Origin of the sequence: Streptomyces sp. NPDC090741 (assembly GCF_044769045.1) — a bacterium.
In the GTDB taxonomy this organism is placed as follows: domain Bacteria; phylum Actinomycetota; class Actinomycetes; order Streptomycetales; family Streptomycetaceae; genus Streptomyces.
In genome coordinates, this window is record NZ_JBIVXF010000002.1 from 229,712 (window position 1) to 248,606 (window position 18,895).

General features: G+C 73.6%; 19 protein-coding genes. 13 read left to right on the forward strand and 6 right to left on the reverse strand.

The window, feature by feature from the left end:
• The first annotated feature begins 11 nt into the window (after positions 1-11).
• The 4 genes from ACIQU4_RS06355 to ACIQU4_RS06370 all read left to right on the forward strand — a co-directional run bounded on the left by ACIQU4_RS06355 (position 12) and on the right by ACIQU4_RS06370 (position 4,958).
• Positions 12-1,097 carry an S-(hydroxymethyl)mycothiol dehydrogenase gene (locus tag ACIQU4_RS06355; protein WP_403726545.1) on the forward strand — a complete coding sequence of 362 codons (1,086 nt, stop codon included), beginning with the start codon at positions 12-14 and terminating at the stop codon, positions 1,095-1,097.
• Positions 1,098-1,945: 848 nt separating this feature from the next.
• Complete coding sequence (locus tag ACIQU4_RS06360; RefSeq protein ID WP_403727704.1) at positions 1,946-3,250, forward strand: alpha/beta fold hydrolase; 1,305 nt, start codon at positions 1,946-1,948, stop codon at positions 3,248-3,250.
• A gap of 53 nt (positions 3,251-3,303) precedes the next feature.
• The gene (locus ACIQU4_RS06365; RefSeq protein WP_030154086.1) at positions 3,304-4,068 is read left to right on the forward strand and encodes a PIG-L deacetylase family protein; all 765 of its coding nucleotides are present in this window, start codon (positions 3,304-3,306) and stop codon (positions 4,066-4,068) included.
• Between the two features lie 56 nt (positions 4,069-4,124).
• On the forward strand, positions 4,125-4,958 hold the full coding sequence (locus ACIQU4_RS06370) for an enoyl-CoA hydratase/isomerase family protein (RefSeq protein WP_403726548.1): 834 nt from the start codon (positions 4,125-4,127) through the stop codon (positions 4,956-4,958).
• On the opposite strand, the gene ACIQU4_RS06375 is transcribed toward ACIQU4_RS06370, so the two are convergent.
• The 3 genes from ACIQU4_RS06375 to ACIQU4_RS06385 form a co-directional block, all read right to left on the reverse strand.
• Complete coding sequence (locus ACIQU4_RS06375; protein WP_403726551.1) at positions 4,945-5,745, reverse strand: hypothetical protein; 801 nt, start codon at positions 5,743-5,745, stop codon at positions 4,945-4,947. The two genes, ACIQU4_RS06370 and ACIQU4_RS06375, sit on opposite strands and share 14 nt — an antisense overlap.
• A gap of 36 nt (positions 5,746-5,781) precedes the next feature.
• Positions 5,782-6,747, reverse strand: a complete 966-nt coding sequence (locus ACIQU4_RS06380) for an SDR family oxidoreductase (protein ID WP_403726554.1) — start codon at positions 6,745-6,747, stop codon at positions 5,782-5,784.
• A gap of 68 nt (positions 6,748-6,815) precedes the next feature.
• A complete protein-coding gene (locus tag ACIQU4_RS06385; protein WP_403726556.1) occupies positions 6,816-7,943 on the reverse strand; it encodes a hypothetical protein in 1,128 nt (375 codons plus the stop codon).
• Between the two features lie 207 nt (positions 7,944-8,150).
• Here ACIQU4_RS06385 and ACIQU4_RS06390 point away from each other — a divergent pair, with 207 nt between their 5' ends.
• The 7 genes from ACIQU4_RS06390 to ACIQU4_RS06420 all read left to right on the forward strand — a co-directional run bounded on the left by ACIQU4_RS06390 (position 8,151) and on the right by ACIQU4_RS06420 (position 14,069).
• Positions 8,151-9,128: an NADPH:quinone oxidoreductase family protein gene (locus ACIQU4_RS06390; RefSeq protein WP_403726559.1), complete on the forward strand. Its 978-nt coding sequence runs from the start codon at positions 8,151-8,153 to the stop codon at positions 9,126-9,128.
• The gene (locus ACIQU4_RS06395) at positions 9,125-10,312 is read left to right on the forward strand and encodes an acyl-CoA dehydrogenase family protein (RefSeq protein WP_403726562.1); all 1,188 of its coding nucleotides are present in this window, start codon (positions 9,125-9,127) and stop codon (positions 10,310-10,312) included. The genes ACIQU4_RS06390 and ACIQU4_RS06395 overlap by 4 nt, the downstream gene beginning before the upstream one ends.
• Positions 10,309-11,421 (forward strand): acyl-CoA dehydrogenase family protein, encoded by a 1,113-nt coding sequence (locus ACIQU4_RS06400; protein WP_403726565.1) that lies wholly within the window; start codon positions 10,309-10,311, stop codon positions 11,419-11,421. The genes ACIQU4_RS06395 and ACIQU4_RS06400 overlap by 4 nt, the downstream gene beginning before the upstream one ends.
• Positions 11,422-11,608: 187 nt before the next feature.
• Entirely contained in the window at positions 11,609-12,220 is a 612-nt protein-coding gene (locus tag ACIQU4_RS06405) for a trimeric intracellular cation channel family protein (RefSeq protein ID WP_403726567.1), read from the forward strand.
• 16 nt (positions 12,221-12,236) lie between these two features.
• A complete protein-coding gene (locus tag ACIQU4_RS06410; RefSeq protein ID WP_403726570.1) occupies positions 12,237-12,770 on the forward strand; it encodes a GNAT family N-acetyltransferase in 534 nt (177 codons plus the stop codon).
• Between the two features lie 59 nt (positions 12,771-12,829).
• Positions 12,830-13,195 (forward strand): tyrosinase family oxidase copper chaperone, encoded by a 366-nt coding sequence (locus tag ACIQU4_RS06415; protein ID WP_403726573.1) that lies wholly within the window; start codon positions 12,830-12,832, stop codon positions 13,193-13,195.
• 10 nt (positions 13,196-13,205) lie between these two features.
• Complete coding sequence (locus ACIQU4_RS06420; RefSeq protein ID WP_403726576.1) at positions 13,206-14,069, forward strand: tyrosinase family protein; 864 nt, start codon at positions 13,206-13,208, stop codon at positions 14,067-14,069.
• Positions 14,070-14,161: 92 nt separating this feature from the next.
• Here the strand turns inward: ACIQU4_RS06420 and ACIQU4_RS06425 are convergent, their stop codons facing one another.
• Positions 14,162-14,440 (reverse strand): chaplin, encoded by a 279-nt coding sequence (locus tag ACIQU4_RS06425; RefSeq protein WP_030868780.1) that lies wholly within the window; start codon positions 14,438-14,440, stop codon positions 14,162-14,164.
• A gap of 81 nt (positions 14,441-14,521) precedes the next feature.
• Entirely contained in the window at positions 14,522-14,899 is a 378-nt protein-coding gene (locus ACIQU4_RS06430) for a hypothetical protein (protein WP_403726578.1), read from the reverse strand.
• A gap of 157 nt (positions 14,900-15,056) precedes the next feature.
• Between ACIQU4_RS06430 and ACIQU4_RS06435 the strand changes: the two genes are divergently transcribed.
• Entirely contained in the window at positions 15,057-16,508 is a 1,452-nt protein-coding gene (locus tag ACIQU4_RS06435) for a carboxylesterase/lipase family protein (protein ID WP_403726580.1), read from the forward strand.
• Here ACIQU4_RS06435 and ACIQU4_RS06440 read toward each other — a convergent pair.
• Positions 16,486-17,730 carry an alpha/beta hydrolase gene (locus ACIQU4_RS06440; protein WP_403726583.1) on the reverse strand — a complete coding sequence of 415 codons (1,245 nt, stop codon included), beginning with the start codon at positions 17,728-17,730 and terminating at the stop codon, positions 16,486-16,488. The genes ACIQU4_RS06435 and ACIQU4_RS06440 overlap by 23 nt on opposite strands.
• A 281-nt stretch (positions 17,731-18,011) precedes the next feature.
• Here ACIQU4_RS06440 and ACIQU4_RS06445 point away from each other — a divergent pair, with 281 nt between their 5' ends.
• A complete protein-coding gene (locus ACIQU4_RS06445) occupies positions 18,012-18,893 on the forward strand; it encodes an alkaline phosphatase family protein (RefSeq protein ID WP_030154071.1) in 882 nt (293 codons plus the stop codon).
• Positions 18,894-18,895: the final 2 nt, after the last annotated feature.

The following is an 18,895-nucleotide window of genomic DNA, read 5'->3' on the forward strand; positions in this document are numbered from 1 at the left end:
CGGGGTACGACGTGACGCATCGCGTACGAGGGGTCATCGCCCGGAGCAAGGGCGCACCGGTGGAGACGACGACGATCCTCGTGCCCGACCCGGGACCCGGCGAGGCCCTGGTCAAGGTCCAGGCCTGCGGGGTCTGCCACACCGACCTCCACTACCGCGAGGGCGGCATCAACGACGAGTTCCCCTTCCTCCTCGGCCACGAGGCCGCCGGAATCGTCGAATCCGTCGGCCCGGACGTCACCTCCGTCGCGCCCGGCGACTTCGTCGTCCTCAACTGGCGCGCCGTGTGCGGCACCTGCCGGGCCTGCAAGCGCGGCCGCCCCTGGTACTGCTTCAACACGCACAACGCCAAGCAGCCCATGACCCTGGAGGACGGCACTCCGCTCTCCCCGGCGCTCGGCATCGGCGCGTTCGCCGAGAAGACCCTGGTCGCGGCCGGCCAGTGCACCAAGGTCGACCCGGCGGCCTCCCCGGCCGCCGCCGGACTCCTCGGCTGCGGGGTGATGGCCGGCCTCGGCGCCGCCCTGAACACCGGCAACGTCGGGCGGGGCGACTCCGTCGCCGTCATCGGCTGCGGCGGAGTGGGCAACGCGGCGGTCGCCGGCGCCCGCCTCGCCGGCGCGGGCCGGATTATCGCCGTCGACCTCGACGACCGGAAACTGGAGTGGGCCCGGGGCCTCGGAGCCACCCACACCGTCAACGGCCGTACGGAGGACGTGGTCAAGGCCGTCCAGGCCCTCACCGGAGGCAACGGCGCCGACGTGGTCATCGACGCCGTGGGCCGACCCGAGACCTACCAGCAGGCCTTCTACGCCCGCGACCTCGCCGGCACCGTGGTCCTGGTCGGCGTGCCGACGCCGGAGATGAAGCTCGAAATCCCGCTGCTCGACGTCTTCGGCCGCGGCGGCTCCCTCAAGTCCTCCTGGTACGGGGACTGCCTGCCCGAGCGGGACTTCCCCCTCCTCATCGACCTCTACCTCCAGGGCCGCCTCGACCTCGACGCCTTCGTCTCCGAGACCATCCCCCTGGACGCGGTCGAAGCCGCCTTCACCCGCATGCACCGCGGCGAGGTCCTCCGCTCGGTGGTCGAGTTCTAGACCCGCCCGGCACCGACCCCGACCCACGCGAACCACCCGAACCACCCGAACCACCCGACCCGGCCCCGGCGCTCACGTGCCGGGGCCGGTGCTGTTCCCCCGCTCCCCTTCTCCCGCCGATCCGGTACGGCCGGGCACTCGGCTCGCATTCGTAGCCCCACTCGCAGGACAGACCTGCGGCCGCGGACGGGCGCACTGCTCCGTCCGGGCGCGGCGCGACGGCCGAGAGGGGGTCGGATCCGCAGAGCTGCTGGCGCCGCACACCCGCCAACAGGTGCTGCTCAGCCGCATCGACACCTTCATCGAGGACAGCCTCGCCGATCCGGAGCTCTCCCCGCGGAGCGTCGCCGCCCGCCACCACATCTCCGTACGGCTCCTGCACCGGCTGTTCGCCGCGCGGGAGGAATCGGTGTCCGCGCGGATCCGCAGGCTCCGGCCGGAGCGCTGCTCGGCCGGCCTCGTCGCCCCCCCCGCTCGTCGGCACGCCCGTGCACGCCGTGGGGGCGCGATGGGGTTTCGCCGGCGCCGCGGCGTTCAGCCGCACCTTCCGCGCCGCCTACGGGATTTCGCCGCGGGACCACCGGCACGGTGCGCCCCACGTCCGCGTCGGCCGGCCGCGCCCGGCAGGGGAGGCCCTCGGCCGACGCCGCCGCAGGTGAGGTGCAGGGCGGCCGGCGGGCCCGTACTACACTCGGCCGGGCCGCCGGACACGTGCCCCGGTCGCCATCCGGCCGGGGCTGCCGCACACCTGGGTCGTGTCCTTCGGTTCATGCCGGGCCCGCGGCGTCTGGTGCCGCGAGCTGATCCGACCTGATCCACCAGACACGACCCAGGGGCCGTTCGTGACCATCGACCGCAGCTACCGTCAGCCCGGTGTCGTCCTCACGGACCACCGCTTCAGCGTCCCGCTCGACCACACGCGCCCGGACGGGGAGCACATCGAGCTGTACGCCCGCGAGGCCGTCGCCACCGGCAAGGACCCCGCGACCCTGCCCTGGCTGCTCTACCTGGAGGGCGGGCCCGGCTTCGGCGCCCGCCGCTTCACCGGCCGGCAGGCCTGGCTGGAGCGGGCCCTCACCGAGTACCGCGTCCTCCTGCTCGACCAGCGCGGCACCGGCCGCTCCACCCCGGCGAACCGGCAGACCCTGCCCCTGCGCGGCACCCCCGAGCAGCAGGCCGAGTACCTCGCCCACTTCCGCGCCGACTCCATCGTGCGCGACGCCGAGGCCATCCGCCCCGGCCTGACCGGCGGTGCGCCCTGGACCGTGCTCGGGCAGAGCTTCGGCGGCTTCTGCACCACCCACTACCTCTCCACCGCCCCCGAGGGCCTGACCGCCGCCCTCATCACCGGCGGCCTCCCCTCCCTGACGGCCACCGCCGACGAGGTGTACGCGGCGGCGTACCCCCGCATGGAGCGCAAGAACCTGGCCCATTACGCCCGCTACCCGATGGACGTCGAGCGCGCCCGCCGCATCGCCGCCCACCTCGTGGAGCGCCCGGCCGAACTCCCCGGCGGCCACCGCCTCACCGCCGAGGCCTTCCAGTCCCTCGGCATCCTGCTCGGCACCGGCGACGGCAGCCACCAGCTGCACTACCTGCTGGAGGACGCCTTCGTCCCGACCCCGTCGGGCCCGGCCCTCGCCGATGCGTTCCTGGAACACGTACAGGGGCTGCTCTCCTTCGCCGCGCACCCCCTGTACGCCCTGCTCCACGAACCCATCTACGCCCAGGACCCGGCCGCGCCCACCGCCTGGGCCGCCGAACGGGTCCGCGCGGGCCACCCCGGATTCGACGCCGGGAAGACCCTCGCGGGCGACGGGCCCCTGCTCTTCACCGGCGAGACCGTCCACCCCTGGCACTTCACCGCCGACCCCGCGCTGGCCCCGCTGCGCGAGACCGCCGAACTGCTGGCCGCCCGTACCGGCTGGGGACCCCTGTACGACCCGGACCGGCTCGCCGCCAACGAGGTCCCGGTGGCCGCCGCGATCTACCACGACGACCTGTACGTGGACACCGCGCACTCCCTGCAGACCGCCGCGTCGATCCGCGGCCTGCGCACCTGGGTGACGGACGAGTTCGAACACGACGGCGTCCGCGCCGGCGGCCCCCGCGTCCTGGACCGCCTGCTGGCCCTCGTGCGCGACGACGTCTAGAACTCTGCTTCCGGCGCGTGGGGGTGCGCGCGGCTGCGTCTATTGTGCGGGACATGACCGAACAACTGGATCAGCCCGCGCCCTTGGAGCCGATGCCCGCCGACTGGCAGCGCGCCCTCGCGGTGGTCGCCCACCCCGACGATCTGGAGTACGGCGGGGCCGGGGCGATCGCCCAGTGGACGGACGGCGGCCGTGAGGTCGTCTACCTCCTGGCCACCCGCGGCGAGGCCGGCATCGACACGATCCCGCCCGAGGAGTGCGCCCCGCTGCGCGAGGCCGAGCAGCGTGCGAGCGCCGCGGTCGTCGGGGTGTCCACGGTGGAGTTCCTCGACTACCGCGACGGCGTCGTCGAGTACGGCCTGGACCTGCGCCGGGACATCGCGGCGGCCATCCGCCGGCACCGCCCCGAACTGCTCATCACCCTCAACCACCGCGACACCTGGGGCGGTCAGGGCGGCGGGGGAAACTGGAACACCCCCGACCACAAGGCCGTCGGCCGGGCCACCCTGGACGCGGCCGCCGATGCCGGCAACCGGTGGATCTTCCCCGAGCTCATCTCCGAGCAGGGCCTGGAGCCCTGGGACGGGGTGCGCTGGGTCGCGGTCGCCGGGTCCTCGACGCCGACGCACGCCGTGGACGCCGGTCCCGGCCTGGAGCGTTCGATCAAGTCGCTGATGGAGCACAAGGCGTACATCGAGGTCCTCACCGACCAGGACCCGGAGGAGTACTGCCGCACCTTCCTCACCGGCTACGCCCAGCAGGCGTCCGCGCGCTTCGGCGGCCGTCCGGCGGTGACGTTCGAGGTCTTCACGCGCTGAGCGCGGGGCCCCTATGCTGACGCATCGATTCTGACGGATCGTCAGAGGGGGGTTCCGTGATCGATACGATCGGCAACGAGGTCGCGGAGGGCGAGGAGCGCGTCCGGCTGGAGACCGCGGACGGGATCGCGGTCCTCACCCTCTGCCGCCCGGACCGGCTCAACGGCTGGAGCTGGGAGTCCACCCGCCAGCTGGGCCTGCTCGCGGACCGGATCCGCTTCGATCCGGACGTACGGGTGGTCCTGCTGCGGGCCGAGGGCCGCGCCTTCTGCGCGGGCATCGACGTGACGGCGCCCGGCGGCGCCATCACGGGCGCGACGGCCGCCGAGCGGACCCGCAACTACTACGAGGGCATCCGCTGGGTGCACGAGCGCTTCGCCGTGCTCTCGCGGCTCCCGCAGCCGGTGGTGGCCGCCGTACAGGGCTACTGCCTCGGCTTCGGTTTCGAACTGGCCCTGATGGCCGACTTCCGGGTCGCCGCCGAGGACGCCGTCTTCGCCCTGCCCGAGGCGCAGCTCGGCGTGGCGGTGGACGCGGGCGGCGATCTGCGGATCGCCCGCGAGGCGGGTGCGGGCTGGGCCAAGTTCCTGGCGCTGACCGGCCGCCGGATCGACGCCGCGACGGCGCACCGCCTGAACCTGATCCAACTGCTCGTCCCCACGCAGGAGTTGGAGGGCGCGGCCCGCGCGGTGGCGGCCGAGATCGCGGCCAACGCCCCGCTCGCCGTGCAGGGGATCAAGGGTGCGATCGACGCCTACGCGGACGCCGCCCTCGCCCCGGCCCTCGACCGCGTCGCGATGACGGCGGCCCTCACCCTCACCTCCGAGGACTGCCGCGAGGGCTACACCGCCAAAGCGGCCCGCCGCCCGCCGCACTTCACCGGAGGCTGAACACCGGCCGCGTCGAGAACTCCTCGTACATGCCCTCGCCGTCCGGTCCGTACACGAACTCGGCCATGGACGGGTTGCGGTTGGCGGTGGCCAGCGGCAGCCACGCGAGCAGGTCGCCGTATCCGCCGCAGACGGCCTCGCCGCCGTCGCCGCCGTGCACGGCGGTCGGGTCACCGCTCAGCTCGGCGCCGTAGCTGTCGTACGCGATGTGCAGCCCGAAGGCGTTCGGCCCGTGCCGCAGGCCGCCGTCGCCCCCGTACGAGGGCTCGTCCAGGGGGCATTCGTTCCCCCACCGGAACAGGGTGCCCGCCCCGGCCCCGCAGGCGTGCTCCCACTCGTCGGCGCTCGGCAGACGCAGCCCGCGCGCCGCTAGGGCGTCCGCCGTCGCGTCCGGGCGCTCGGCCAGGGTCTCGTCCTCCACCGCCATGAGCACGGTGGCCAGCGCCGCCGTACGGACGGGGCCGAGCACCTCGGCGAGGTAGTCCTTCAGGCCGAGTTCGTACCCGTACCCCTCGGCCCGGCTCTCCTCGTGGTCGGCGAGCTGCGCGGCCGTCGGCACCCAGGCGTCGAGGTCGAACCCGAGTCGCACCGGCCCGCCGGGTACCAGTGCGAACTCCTGCCCCTCGCGCTCGATGCGGACGCGGTGCAGCGGTCCGCCGAGGTGGTCGACGGTGTCGAGCAGCACCACGCGGCCGCCCGCCTGCGCGGCGGCCTCGTGCGCGACGCGCCCGGCGGCGGCCCGGTCGAGCGAACGCCAGTGGGCGAGGGTCAGATCGGCGAGAGACATGAAGGGATCCTCGCACCGGCCACTGACAGCCGACGCTCAGGGGGTGAACGGGCCGCGGCCCAACTGCGTGCGGACCGGCACCACCTCCGGGCTGACCAGCGAGCGGCGCTGCCAGTTCGCGCCGTCGACCACCAGCGTGTGCCCGGTGATGAACCGGGCGTACGGGGAGGCCAGGAACGTGGCCGCCCAGCCGAGTTCACGCGGGGCGCCGACGCGCAGGGCGGGCTGGCGGGAGTCCCGGTCACCGGGCGCGGCCCGCTCCAGGCCGCCGCGGATGTCCTCGGTCATGTCGGCGTGCGGGAACAGGCCGGGGACGAGGCCGTTGATCCGGATGCCGTACGGGCCCCACTCGACGGCGAGCGTCTCCACCAGGTTCTTCACCCCGGCCTTGGCGGCCGCGCTGTGGGCGAAGCCCGGCCCGCCGGTCCAGGCGTACGAGGCGCCGATGTTGACGATGGACCCGGGCGAGGCGGCGCCGAGGTGGCGGCGGCCGAACTCGCGGGTCGTGAACCAGGTGCCGGTCAGGGTGATGTCGACGACCGCCCGCCAGGCGTTGGGGGACAGGTCCTCCGCCGGGCACGGGAAGTTGGCGGCCGCGTTGTTGACCAGGACGTCCGGCAGGCCGAGCGCCGCCTCCGCCGCGTCGAAGACCTCGGAGATCCGTTCCGGGTCCCGGATGTCGCAGACGGCGGCCGTCACCCGGCCCGCGCCGGGGACGGCCGCCAATTCCCCCTGCGCCGCTTCCAGCCGCTCCGCGCGCCGGCCCGCGATCACCAGGTCCGCGCCGAGCCGGGCGAACTCGGCGGCGATGGCCTTGCCCAGCCCGGTGCCGCCGCCGGTCACGAGGACGACCTGCCCCGCGTACGTACCGGCGGGCAGCGCGGCGGCGCCCGGCGGTGGCGGCCCGGGCAGCCCGGGCAGCCCGGGCAGCCCGGGCAGCTCGGTCGGCGAGGGCGGCCCGGGCGAAGGTTCCTGCGCGGCATCCTGCGAAGGCGTCTGCATGCGCCCATCGATAGCGCGCCGGAGCTCGGATCACCATGCCCGCGGGCGCCCGGGTTCCTGCCCGGGGGCTACTGAGGTGCGTACGCCTGCTTGCTCGCGCAGCTCCACACCACGGCACCGCCCTTCATGGTCCCCCAGTCGTAGAACGTACCGCCCACCCGGTCGTCGTCCGAGGCGGCGAAGGCCGAGCTGCGCGAGTCCGGGCTGGTACCCGCGGGGTGCGGGAGCGCGAGCGGGGCTCCCGTTCCCGGCCAGTACGCGGCGTGGAGGAAGTTGGCGTACCCCTCGACGAAGGTCATGGCCGAGCCGACGGCCACGTTCGTGGCCGGGCTGAGGCCGTCGAAGGTCACGTGGTCGTAGCCCTTGACCCGGCCGGGATCGTTCGGCAGGGCGTCGTAGGGCTTCTTCCAGACGGCCGGCTTGCGCTCCTGCCGGTCGCGGCGGCTGAGGTCCTCGTGGCCGACGACCCGGCCGCGGTCGTCGATTCCGGCCGCGTTCGTCTGGACCGTCCAGTCGTCGTCGGTCCACACCCGCAGGCTGTACGGCGGGTACCCGCCGCCCGCGGGCCAGACCACGGGGAAGGTCTTGCCCCGGAGCATGTCGTCGTCCTCGTACGAGGTCCGGGCCGTGCCGACGATGTCACCGCGTGCGTTGATCCCGTCCACCGAGACGATCCGGGTGCTCGGGTGCGCGTCCGCGGGTACGGGCAGCTCGCGCACCACGGCGCCGTTCAGCCATTCCTTGGCGACGCCGCCCTCCATGCCGACGAAGCGGCCCGAGTCGTTGACGTCCGTCACCGCGCTCGCCGCGGCCCCGGCGCCGATCAGCCGCACCTCCGACGCATCCCGCTGGTACGTGAACCCGTAGGAGTTCTGGTAGTCGCCGGCGCGCCGCAGGGTGCCCACCATCAGGCCCTTGGCGTTCACCGCGAGGACCTGGCCCGATACGAAGCCCTCGGGCAGCGGGACGGCGTGCACCCCGTGGTCGGCGGTCCAGTACGCGGGCAGCCCGACGCTGTCGCCGGCCACCAGGCCACCGGTCCCGAAGGCCCGCACGGCCCCGCCGGCCGGCGCGGGGCCGTCCGTGAGGGACGGCAGCCGGAGGATGTCCGGCGTGCACGCCGGAGCGGCCGCGGCAGCCGGTCCGGCCGCCGTGATCAGACCGGCCAGAACGACGGCGGTCGCGGCTGCGGACATGCTTCTTCTCATGTGGTGGTCCCCCCCTGGACTCAAGTCATGACGCGTGCACGCCACATGCTGCCTGATCGGGGCGGGAGTGGCCGGATTGACGCGTGGGGTTTCGGTCCGACCCGGAATCCACCCCGCCGACAGTTCCCAGAGGGGCAAGCGACTGCTTAGTATGCCCGCGGAGCGTGGTTCCTCGACGGCGGCTGGAGGCCCCGGATGCAGGCATGGCGAGTACATACCCCCGGCGAACCCCGAGAGGCCATGCGCCTCGAAGAGGTTCCCGAACCAGTGCCCGGCGAGGGCGAGGTGAGGCTCAAGGTGCTCGCGGCGAACGTCAACTTCCCCGACGCGCTGCTCGTCCGGGGCCAGTACCAGATCCGCCCGCCGCTGCCCTTCACCCCCGGAGTCGAGATCTGCGGCGAGACCGAGGACGGCCGCCGCGTCATCGCCAACCCGAGCCTGCCGCACGGCGGCTTCGCCGAGTACGTCACCGCTTCCGCCCGGGCCCTGCTGCCTGCCCCCGAGACCCTCGACGACGCCGAGGCCGCCGCGCTGCACATCGGCTACCAGACCGGCTGGTTCGGCCTGCACCGCCGGGCCCGCCTCCAGGCCGGCGAGACCCTCCTCGTGCACGCCGCCGCCGGCGGGGTCGGCAGCGCCGCGGTCCAGCTCGGCAAGGCCGCCGGCGCCACCGTCATCGGGGTCGTCGGAGGCAAGGCCAAGGCGCGCACCGCCGAGGACCTCGGCTGCGACCTGGTGATCGACCGGACCAGCGAGGACCTGGTCACCCGGGTCAAGGAGTTCACCGCAGGACGCGGGGCCGACGTGGTGTACGACCCCGTCGGCGGCGACGCGTACACCGCCTCCGCCAAGTGCGTGGCCTTCGAGGGCCGGATCGTCGTCGTCGGCTTCGCGAGCGGCACCATCCCCGCCCCCGCCCTCAACCACGCCCTCGTGAAGAACTACGCCATCCTCGGCCTGCACTGGGGCCTGTACGCCGCCAAGGACCCCGCCGCCATCGCCGCCTGCCACGCCGAGCTCACCCGGCTCGCCGCCGAGGGCGCCATCAAGCCGCTGGTCAGCGAACGCGTCCCGCTCGCCGCGGCCGCCGACGCCGTGCAGCGCCTCGCCGACGGGACCACCACCGGCCGGGTGGTCGTCGTACCGTCCCTGAACGGAGAGGAGCTGCGGTGATCACCTCCGAAGCACTGGTCGCGCGCGTACGGGACCTGCTCCTCGCCCACCCGCCCGCCGACACCGACCGCGCCGACTTCCTGCGGGCCCGCTTCGACGCCGGCCTCGCCTGGGTCCACTACCCCGAGGGCCTCGGCGGACTCGACGCGCCCCGCACCCTCCAGGCCGTCGTCGACGCCGGACTCGAGGCCGCCGGCGCCCCCGACAACGACCCGCGCCGGATCGGCATCGGCCTCGGCATGGCCGCGCCCACCATCCTCGCGTACGGCACCGACGAGCAGAAGCGGCGCTTCCTGCGCCCCCTGTGGGTCGGCGAGGAGGTCTGGTGCCAGCTCTTCAGCGAGCCCGGCGCCGGCTCCGACCTCGCCGCGCTCGGCACCCGCGCGGTCCGCGAGAGCGGCTCCGGCGACTGGATCGTCGACGGGCAGAAGGTGTGGACCTCCAGCGCCCACACCGCCCGCTGGGCCATCCTCATCGCCCGCACCGACCCGGCGCTGCCCAAGCACCAGGGCATCACGTACTTCCTCTGCGATATGCACGCCCCCGGCGTCGAGGTCCGGCCGCTGCGCCAGATCACCGGCGAGGCCGAGTTCAACGAGGTCTTCCTGACCGGCGTCCGCATCCCCGACAGCCACCGGCTCGGCGCCGTCGGCCGGGGCTGGGAGGTCGCCCGCACCACCCTGATGAACGAACGCGTCTCCATCGGCGGCATGCGGATCCCGCGCGAGGGCGGCATGATCGCAAGCGTCGCCGCCGCCTGGCGCGAACGGCCCGAGCTCCGTACCCACGCCCTGCACCAGCGGCTGCTCCAGCTGTGGGTCCAGGCCGAAGTGGCCCGGCTGACCGGCGAGCGGCTGCGCCAGCAGCTCGCCGCCGGGCAGCCCGGCCCCGAAGGGTCCGGGATGAAGCTCGCCTTCGCCCGCCTCAACCAGGAGATCAGCGGCCTGGAGGTGGAACTCCTCGGCGAGGAGGGCCTGCTGTACGAGGACTGGACGATGCGCCGGCCCGAGCTCGTCGACTTCACCGGCCGCGACGCCGGCTACCGCTACCTGCGCGCCAAGGGCAACAGCATCGAGGGCGGCACCAGCGAAATCCTCCTCAACATCGTCGCCGAACGCGTCCTCGGCCTGCCCGCCGAGCCGCGCGACGACAAGGACCTCGCCTGGAAGGACCTGGCCCGATGAGCACTGCGTTCGACCTGCTGTACTCCGAGACGGAGGAGGAGCTCCGGTCGGCCGTACGGGCGCTGCTCGCGGACCGGTGCGCACCGGCCGACGTCCTGGCCCGGGCGGAGACCGGCCGGCCGCACGACCCGGAGCTGTGGCACACGCTCGCGGCGGAGATCGGCACGGCCGGGCTGCTCGTACCGGAGAAGCTCGGCGGCCAGGGCGCGGGCCACCGGGAGGCGGCCGTGGTCCTGGAGGAGCTGGGGCGGGCCGTGGCGCCGGTGCCGTACCTGACGAGCGCGGTCCTCGCGACGGAGATCCTGCTGGGCTGTGACCCCGAGACTCCCGAAGTCGCCGGGCTCCTGCGGGAATTGGCCGCGGGCCGGCAGGTGTGCGTACCCGCGCTGCCGCTGACGCAGGCCCCGGGCGCGCCACTGCCGAGCGCCGTACGGGACACCGGGGGCGGGGTCCTGACGGGCACCGTCACCTCGGTGGCGGACGCGGTGGCCGCCGACGTCCTGCTGGTCCTCGCCGACACGGGGCTGTACGCGGTCCCGGCGGCGGACGTCTCGCTGACCGGGCGGGTCCCGCTGGACCTGACCCGCCCGCTCGCCACGGTGACGCTGGACGGCGCCGCGGGGACCCTGCTCGCGGACCCGGTGACGGCCCGCGCGGCGGTCGCCGGGGCGCTGCTCTCGGGGGCCGGACTGCTGGCCTCCGAGCAGCTCGGGCTCGCGGAGTGGTGCCTGACGGAGACGGTGCGGCACGTGCGGGGCCGCCACCAGTTCAACCGGCCGGTCGGCTCCTTCCAGGCGCTGAAGCACCGGCTGGCGCAGCTGTGGCTGGACGTGGCCTCGGCCCGCGCAGCGGCCCGCGCGGCGGCGGACGCCCTGGCCACCGGGGCCCCCGACGCCCCGCTGACGGTGGCCGTCGCCCAGGCCTACTGCTCCGGGGTGGCGGTGCGGGCGGCGGAGGAGTGCGTGCAGCTGCACGGCGGCATCGGGATGACCTGGGAGCACCCGGCGCACCTGTACCTGAAGCGAGCCAAGGCCGACGCCCTGACCCTGGGCACCCCGGGCCACCACCACACCCTGGTGGCGGACTTCGCGGAACTCGCGTCCCCGTAGACCGGACCCGCTCCTCGAACGCCGGACGGGCCGAAACAGCCCCGCCGGCGTTCGAGGCATGGGGGCGCAGCGCCAGCGGGCGGCACTCGGCAGGGCATGGCCGAACGGCCGATGCGGGGGAGCGGGGCGGTGCGGCAGGGTCGACGGGTCGACCCGGATCGTCCCTGCCGTCCCTGAAGGAGGCGCCATGCTGCACGCCCTCTACCTCCTCGGCATCGCCGCCTTCGCCGCCTCCGGCGTACTCGCCGCCCACCGGGCCAACATGGACCCCTTCGGCGGGCTCGTCCTGGCCTTCGCCGCCGCCATCTCCGGCGGCACCCTCCGCGACCTCATCCTCGACCGCCACCCGCTCTACTGGACCCGCGACTGGATCCTGCTCGTCGTCATCGCCTCCGTGGCCGTCGCCACCATGCTCCACCTGCGCCGCCGCGAGCTCCCGCAGCGCGCCCTCGTCGTCGTCGACGCCGTCGGCCTCGCCGTCGTCACCGTCATCGGCGCCCGCGCCGCCATCGACGCCCACGTCACGCCCGTCGCCGTGCTCATCCTCGCCGTGCTGACCGGGGTCACCGGCGAGGTCGTCCGCGACGTGCTCTGCGGGGAGTTCCCGCCGCTGCTCCTGCGCGAGGAGGTGTACGCGACCGCCGCGCTCGCCGGGGCGGCCTGCTACCTCGGCCTGTACTGGGCCGGTACCGCGGACACCCTCAACATCGCCGTCTCCGCCGGGCTCGTCTTCACGCTCCGCATGGCCGCCGTCTTCCGCGATCTGCACCTGCCCCGCCTCCAGCGGGCCGCCGGCTGATCCCTATCCTCGCCGCATGACCCCCGTGATCGCCCGGCTCGACGCCGCCCGGCTGGCGGCCCACCGCGACGAACTCGCCGACCTCCTGCTCGCCGTGGTCCGCGGCGGGTCCTCCCTCGGCTTCCTCGCCGACCTCGACCACGCCCGGGCGGCCGCCTGGTGGGATTCCCTCGCTCCCGCCGTCGAGGACGGCTCCCTCGCCCTGTGGGTCTCCCGCACCGGCGAGGGCCGCCTCGACGGCACCGTCAGCTGGTACCGCGAGTCCAAGCCCAACGGCCGCCACCGCGCCGAGCTGCGCAAACTCATGGTGCATCCCGAGGCGCGCGGCCGCGGCACCGCCCGCGTCCTCCTCGCCGAGGCCGAACAGGCGGCCGCCCGGGCCGGCGTGCTGCTGCTGGTCCTCGACACCGAGACCGGCAGCGGGGCCGAGCGCGTCTACCGCTCCGCCGGCTGGACCGAGGCCGGCACCATCCCCGACTACGCCGCCGACCCGGCCGGCCGGCTGCACCCCACCACCCTCTTCTACAAGCACCCTGAGCTGCCGAGGTGACCTCGCCCGCCGCGCCGCGTTAGACCCCGTAGCGCGGACCACCGAGCGAGGGAGACCGTATGTACGCCACACCCGCCTCCGCAGGAATCACCCGCCGCACAGCCCTTCGTACGGCCTTCACGGCGGCGGTGCTCGCCGGCACCGCCGCCGCGCTGGCCCCCGTACTGCGCGCCCGCCGCCCCCGGCAGACCCTGACCCCGGCCCCCCTCACCGAGGAGACGTACCGCGGCCGGCACATCGCCGTCGACCTCGCCGGGGTCCGCATCGACGGCCGGCCCCTGCACGTCATGCGCCGCGCCGACGGCAGCTACCTGAGCGGGATCAACCACTTCCAGTCCTTCGGGACCCCGCTCGAACTCGCCCGCGCCGCCGTCGACGAACTCGGCACCACCCAGCTGGCGTTCGCGGCCCCGCACCACGGCTGAGGAGCCCCGCATGTACACCCGGCAGAACCAGAAGAACCTGACCAGCGCCCAGAAGAGGCGGTTCACGGCGGCCGTGCTGGAGCTCAAGCGCAGCGGCTCGTACGACGACCTGGTGCGCACCCACGACAAGTACTTCGTGCCCGACCGGGACAGCAAGCTCCGCGTCGGGCACATGTCCCCGTCCTTCTTCCCCTGGCACCGGCGCTACCTGCTCCAGTTCGAGCGGTTGCTGCAGGACATCGACCCGGGAGTCTCGGTCCCGTACTGGGACTGGACCGCGGACAACAGCCCGGTCTCCTCCCTCTGGGCCGAGGACTTCCTCGGCGGCACCGGCCGTGAGAGCGACCGCCGGGTGATGACCGGCCCCTTCGCGTACGAGAAGGGCAACTGGGAGATCACGGTGGGCATCACGGAGGCCCGCTTCCTCACCCGCAACCTCGGCCGGCCGCAGAACCCGATCGCCCTGCCCACCGCGGCCGAGCTCCAGTGGGCGCTCGACGACCCGAAGTACGACACCTCACCCTGGGACTCCACGGCGCAGGGCGGCGGGTTCCGCAACAAGCTGGAGGGCTGGGCCGCGCCGAAGAGCGAGCGCTGGCGCAACCACAACAAGGTCCACCAGTGGATCGGCGGCCACATGACGGGCGGCACGGCGCCCAACGACCCGGCGTTCTGGCTGCACCACGCCTTCGTGGACATGCTCTGGGACCGCTGGCAGCTGAGGCACCCCGGCTCCGGCTACCTGCCCGCCGCCCCGCTCGAACCGGGCGACCTCCAGCGCGGCCGGGTGATCGCCCTCGACGAGCCGATGCCGCCGTGGGACCTCACCCCGCGCGACATGCTCAGCCACCAGGGCCTCTACCGCTACGAATGACCGGTACGAATGACTCGTACGAGTGCACCGTTGCCCGGACGCGAGAAGGGCCCCCGCCGTGCGGCGGGGGCCCTCGGTCCTCGATCCGGCCGTCAGCCGCCGTAGCCCTCGGTGTGGTGCTCGCCGCCACCCGACGCGTTGACGCAGGTGTTGCCGAACGCGGGGTTCAGCAGGGCGATCACGTTGACGGTGTTGCCGCAGACGTTGACCGGGACGTGCACCGGAACCTGGACCAGGTTGCCCGAGAGGACACCGGGGGAGCCGACCGCCGCACCGTGCGCTCCGGCGTCGGCGACGGCCAGACCGGCACCGGCGGCCAGGGCGCTACCGGCAACAGCGGTGACGGCGACTGCCTTCGCGATACGCGACATCAAGATCTCCTCGTGAGATGTGTGGTGCCACAGAGGTCTGTGGCATTTGACATGGCGTACAACGCAGCGGGAGCCCTGCGGTCACGGCCGCTGGGCCTTAGTGATGAAGGAAAATCGCACGGAGGCGAAGTACGGCGCGATCCGGCCCGCGGCGCCCGGCTCCAGCACCGCCGCCGGGCTGCCCGCGCAGCCCGGCTCCCGGTAGAAGGTCGCCGTCCCGCGGGTCGAGTTGGTGACGGCCCGGGATCCGCCGCCCTTCGCCGCCACGCAGCCCTGCGGGGCGGTCAGTCCGTGGATCTTGTCGTCCAGGCCGAGGTACTGGAAGTCGGGCCCGGCCGCGGCCCGCGCCGGGCCCGCGGCCACGGCCGCGAGCAGGAGCACGGGCAGGAGCGCGGGCGCGAGCGGGGGGACCGGCCCGGCCGCCCGGACGAAGCCGCGGACGCCGGGGTGGATACGCATGGATCGCATGCCCGGCCCAACCCGGCCCGCCCCGTGCCGGGTCACGCCTTGTCACCCCTCGCAGGCCTGTGCGACCGTGCCCGGAGGCGGAACGCCGGAATCAGTGGTGCAGTGGGGCAGCGGTGCGGCGGTTCGACGGGGTTCACGGAGGAGAACGATGAGCACAGCGGGCGGCAGCGGCCGGCCCCGGGTCAGGACCGGGTACGGCGTCGTCGAGGGCCGGACCGGCCCGGGCGGGACCGCCTCCTTCCGGGGCATCCCGTACGCCGCCCCGCCCGTCGGCGCCCTCCGCTTCGCCGCGCCCGCGCCGCCGGCCGCCTGGGACGGCGTACGCGACGCAGGAGCCTTCGGGCCCACCGCGCCCAAGGTGCCCTACCCGCCGAAGTTCGCCGCCCTGCTGCCCGACCCGGAGGTCCCCGGGGAGGGCTGCCTGAACCTCAACGTGTGGACCCCGGAGCCGGCCTCCGGGGTCCGGCTGCCCGTCATGGTGTGGCTGCACGGCGGGGCGCTGACCCGCGGCTCCTCGGCCGTCCCCGTCTACGACGGCTCCGCCTTCGCCCGCGACGGGGTGGTGCTCGTCTCGGTCAACTACCGACTGGGCGTCCTCGGCTACGGGCTCTTCCCCGACGCCCCCGCCAACCGCGGGCTGCTCGACCAGATCGCCGCCCTGACCTGGGTCCGGGAGAACATCGAGGCCTTCGGCGGGGACCCCGACCGCGTCACCGTCTTCGGGGAATCCGCCGGAGCCATCAGCGTCGGGGCCCTGCTCGGCGCCCCGCGCGCCGCCGGGCTCTTCGCGCAGGCCGCCCTGCAGAGCGGCGCCCCCGAGGTGCTGCCCCGCGAGAAGGTGCGCGCCATGGTCCGGCGGATGGCCTCCCTGCTCAAGGTGCCCGCGACCGCCGGGGCCTTCGCCGCCACCGCCCTGCCCGACCTGCTCGCCGCCCAGGGCGCCGTGCTGCGCCGCTCCAGCCCGCTCACCGCAGGCCCCGCCTTCGGCCTGGTCGCCGACCCGGACACGCTCCCCGCGGACCCGCTGGAGGCCGCGACGGCGGCGGACGTACCGCTGCTGCTGGGCTGGACCACCGAGGAGTACCGGCTCTGGCTCGCTCCCACCGGCGCCCTGCCGCTCATGGACCGGCTCGGTCCGCTCACCCTGGCCCTGGCCCGCGCCCGCAGCGGGAAGGACCGGGCCGCGGTACGGGCGCTGCGCGCCGCACTGCCCGGGGCGGGCCCGGCCGAGCTCGCGGGGCAGCTGCTCACCGACCGGCTGCTGCGCGATCCGCTGCGCCGCCTCGCCGGGGCGCGGCGGTCCGCCTCCAGCTTCCTGTACGAGTTCGGCTGGCCCTCCGGCGTACCGGGCCTCGGCGCCTGCCACGCCCTGGAGCTGGGCTTCGTGTTCGACACCCTCGACGTGCCGGAGGCCTCGTGGCTGGCCGGGCCGGACGCCCCGCAGGAGCTGGCCGACCGGATGCACGCGGCCTGGGTGCGCTTCGCCGTGACCGGGGACCCGGGCTGGGCGGCCTGGGACGGCGACGGCCCGCCGATGATGTTCGGCGGGCCGTGCACGGAATCCTTCGTACCGGCGGTTACTCCACCGGTCCTTCCATGACCTTGCTGATGAACTGGATCGGGCCCTCGCCCATGTTCGGGACGTAGGTCTTGGCGTTGTGCTGGCCGCCGGGGATGATCCTCAGGCTGGTGTGGATCGGCCCCTTGCCGTACGTCGCGACGAACTTCTGCACGTCGGGCAGCGTCTTCTTGTTGTTCTCGTTGTCGCCGACCTGGAAGGCGAGGTAGACGTCCGGCGCGCCCTTCTTGTCGAGCATGGCCTTCGCCAGGAGCTCCGGGTTGTTCTCGGCCTTCTCCTTTTCGTGGCCCTTCCACAGCGAGGAGTCGGGCACGATGTCCGGGCCGGAGCAGATCGCGGCCTTGAACTTCTCCGGGTACTTGAGCACGGCCTTCAGACTCGCGAAGCCGCCGGTGGAGGAGCCCATGTAGGCCCAGCCGTCACGGGACTTGATGGTGCGGAAGTTCTCCTTCATCAGGTCCGGGACGTCCTCGGTCAGCCAGGTGCCCATCTTCGGCTGGTCCGGGATGTCGGAGCCATCCCAGTAGATGCCCTTGTCGTCCGGGCCCGGGTTCAGCACCGGCATGGCGAGGATGAACGGCTTGCTCTTGCCCTCGGCGTACCACTTGCTGATGCTGGTCTGGAGCCCCAGGTCGGTGCCCATCCAGTAGTTGTTCGGGTAGCCGGCGCCGCCGGGCAGGGCGATCATGACCGGGAAGCCGCTCTTGGCGAACTTCGGGTCGTTGTACTCCTTGGGAGCCCAGACCCACACCTTGCCCTTGAAGCCGGACTTCTTGCCGTCCAGCGTGGTCACGGCCACGTGAGTGCCGTCGCCCAGGGTCATCGAGTTCTTGAACTCGGCCTTCGGGCCGGTGGGCATCAGGGCCTTCGAGTTGGCCGCCTGCTTGGCCGCGCCGCCCGTGCCGCCCGCCTGGCCGCCGCCCGCGGCGGGCTGGCCGAAGGAGACGTCCTTGCCCTTGTCGGTGAACGGGGGTATCTCGAAGTGGTACATCACTCCGGCCGCGATGCCCGCGAGGGCGAGTACGGAGACACCCGCGATCAGCCAGCGCCTGCCCCGGCGCGGCCGGCGCTGCTCGTACTGGGGCTCCTGCGGCTCGTTGTACGGAGGCTGCGGCGGCCCGTACGGGGGCTCGGGCTGGTACTGGGGTTCGTACTGCTGCGTGTACGAAGCGCCGTAGGGCTGCTGCTGGTACTGCCCTTCCGACCGGTACGGCTGGTGCTGTCCGTCGGGTGAGTACGACATGTGCGGTTGCTCTCCGGCTGGTGCTGCCCCGTCGGGGGATGGTCTCTTCCCCGTCTGGGGGTGGTCTCTTCTGTTCGAAAGGATGAGCCTACGTGCTGCCCGGTTCCCCTTTTTCCCAGCTCTTGGGTTGCCGTAGGCCAGGGCGTTGCCGAACACCGGCTGGGCCACGGGAGTTCCCGGTCCGTTAGCCGACTGTCCCTGGCCCATGCACATGCCCGTGGGTATGGTGCGTGCGCGCCGCCACCCGACCCCCCTGCCCGGAGGTATCTTCCGTGTTTGGCATGACCTCGTCACGGTCCGCCCGCAAGACCGCCCTCGCCACCGCCTTCGGCCTCACCGCCGCCGGCACGGCCCTTTGGGCCGGCCTCGGCGCCGCCCAGCCCGCGCACGCGGCCGGCCTGCCGGCCCCCGACCACGTCGTCGTCGTGGTCTTCGAGAACCACGCCTACAACCAGGTCATCGGCAGCTCCAGCGCCCCCTACATCAACTCCCTCAAGAGCGGGGGCGCCAACCTCACGCAGTCGTTCGGCATCACCCACCCCAGCCAGCCCAACTACCTCCAGCTGTTCTCGGGCTCCAACCAGGGCGTCACCGGCGACAGCTGCTACACGCCCGGCTTCAGCTCCGCGCCCAACCTGGCCTCCGAGCTCATCGCCGCGGGCAAGAGCTGGGCCAGCTACAACGAGACCCTTCCCAGCCAGGGCTCCACCACGTGCAGCAGCGGCAACTACGCCCGAAAGCACAACCCCTGGTTCGCCTTCTCCAACGTGCCCACCAGCACCGCGAAGACCATGACCCAGTTCCCGACGGACTACACCACCCTGCCCAAGGTGTCCTTCGTCGTCCCGAACCTGTGCAGCGACATGCACGACTGCTCCGTCGGCACCGGCGACACCTGGCTCAAGAACAACCTCAAGGCCTACGCGGACTGGGCCAAGACCCACAACAGCCTGCTCGTCGTCACCTTCGACGAGGACAACCGGCTCGCGGGCAACAAGATCCCCACCGTGCTCTACGGCCAGCCCGTCACCCCCGGCAGCACGTCGTCCACCACCTACAACCACTACGACGTGCTGCGCACCCTGGAAGGCCTGGCCGGCCTGACCACCCACGCCGGGAACGCGGCCGGCGCCAAGGACATCACGGGGATCTGGGCTTCCTGACC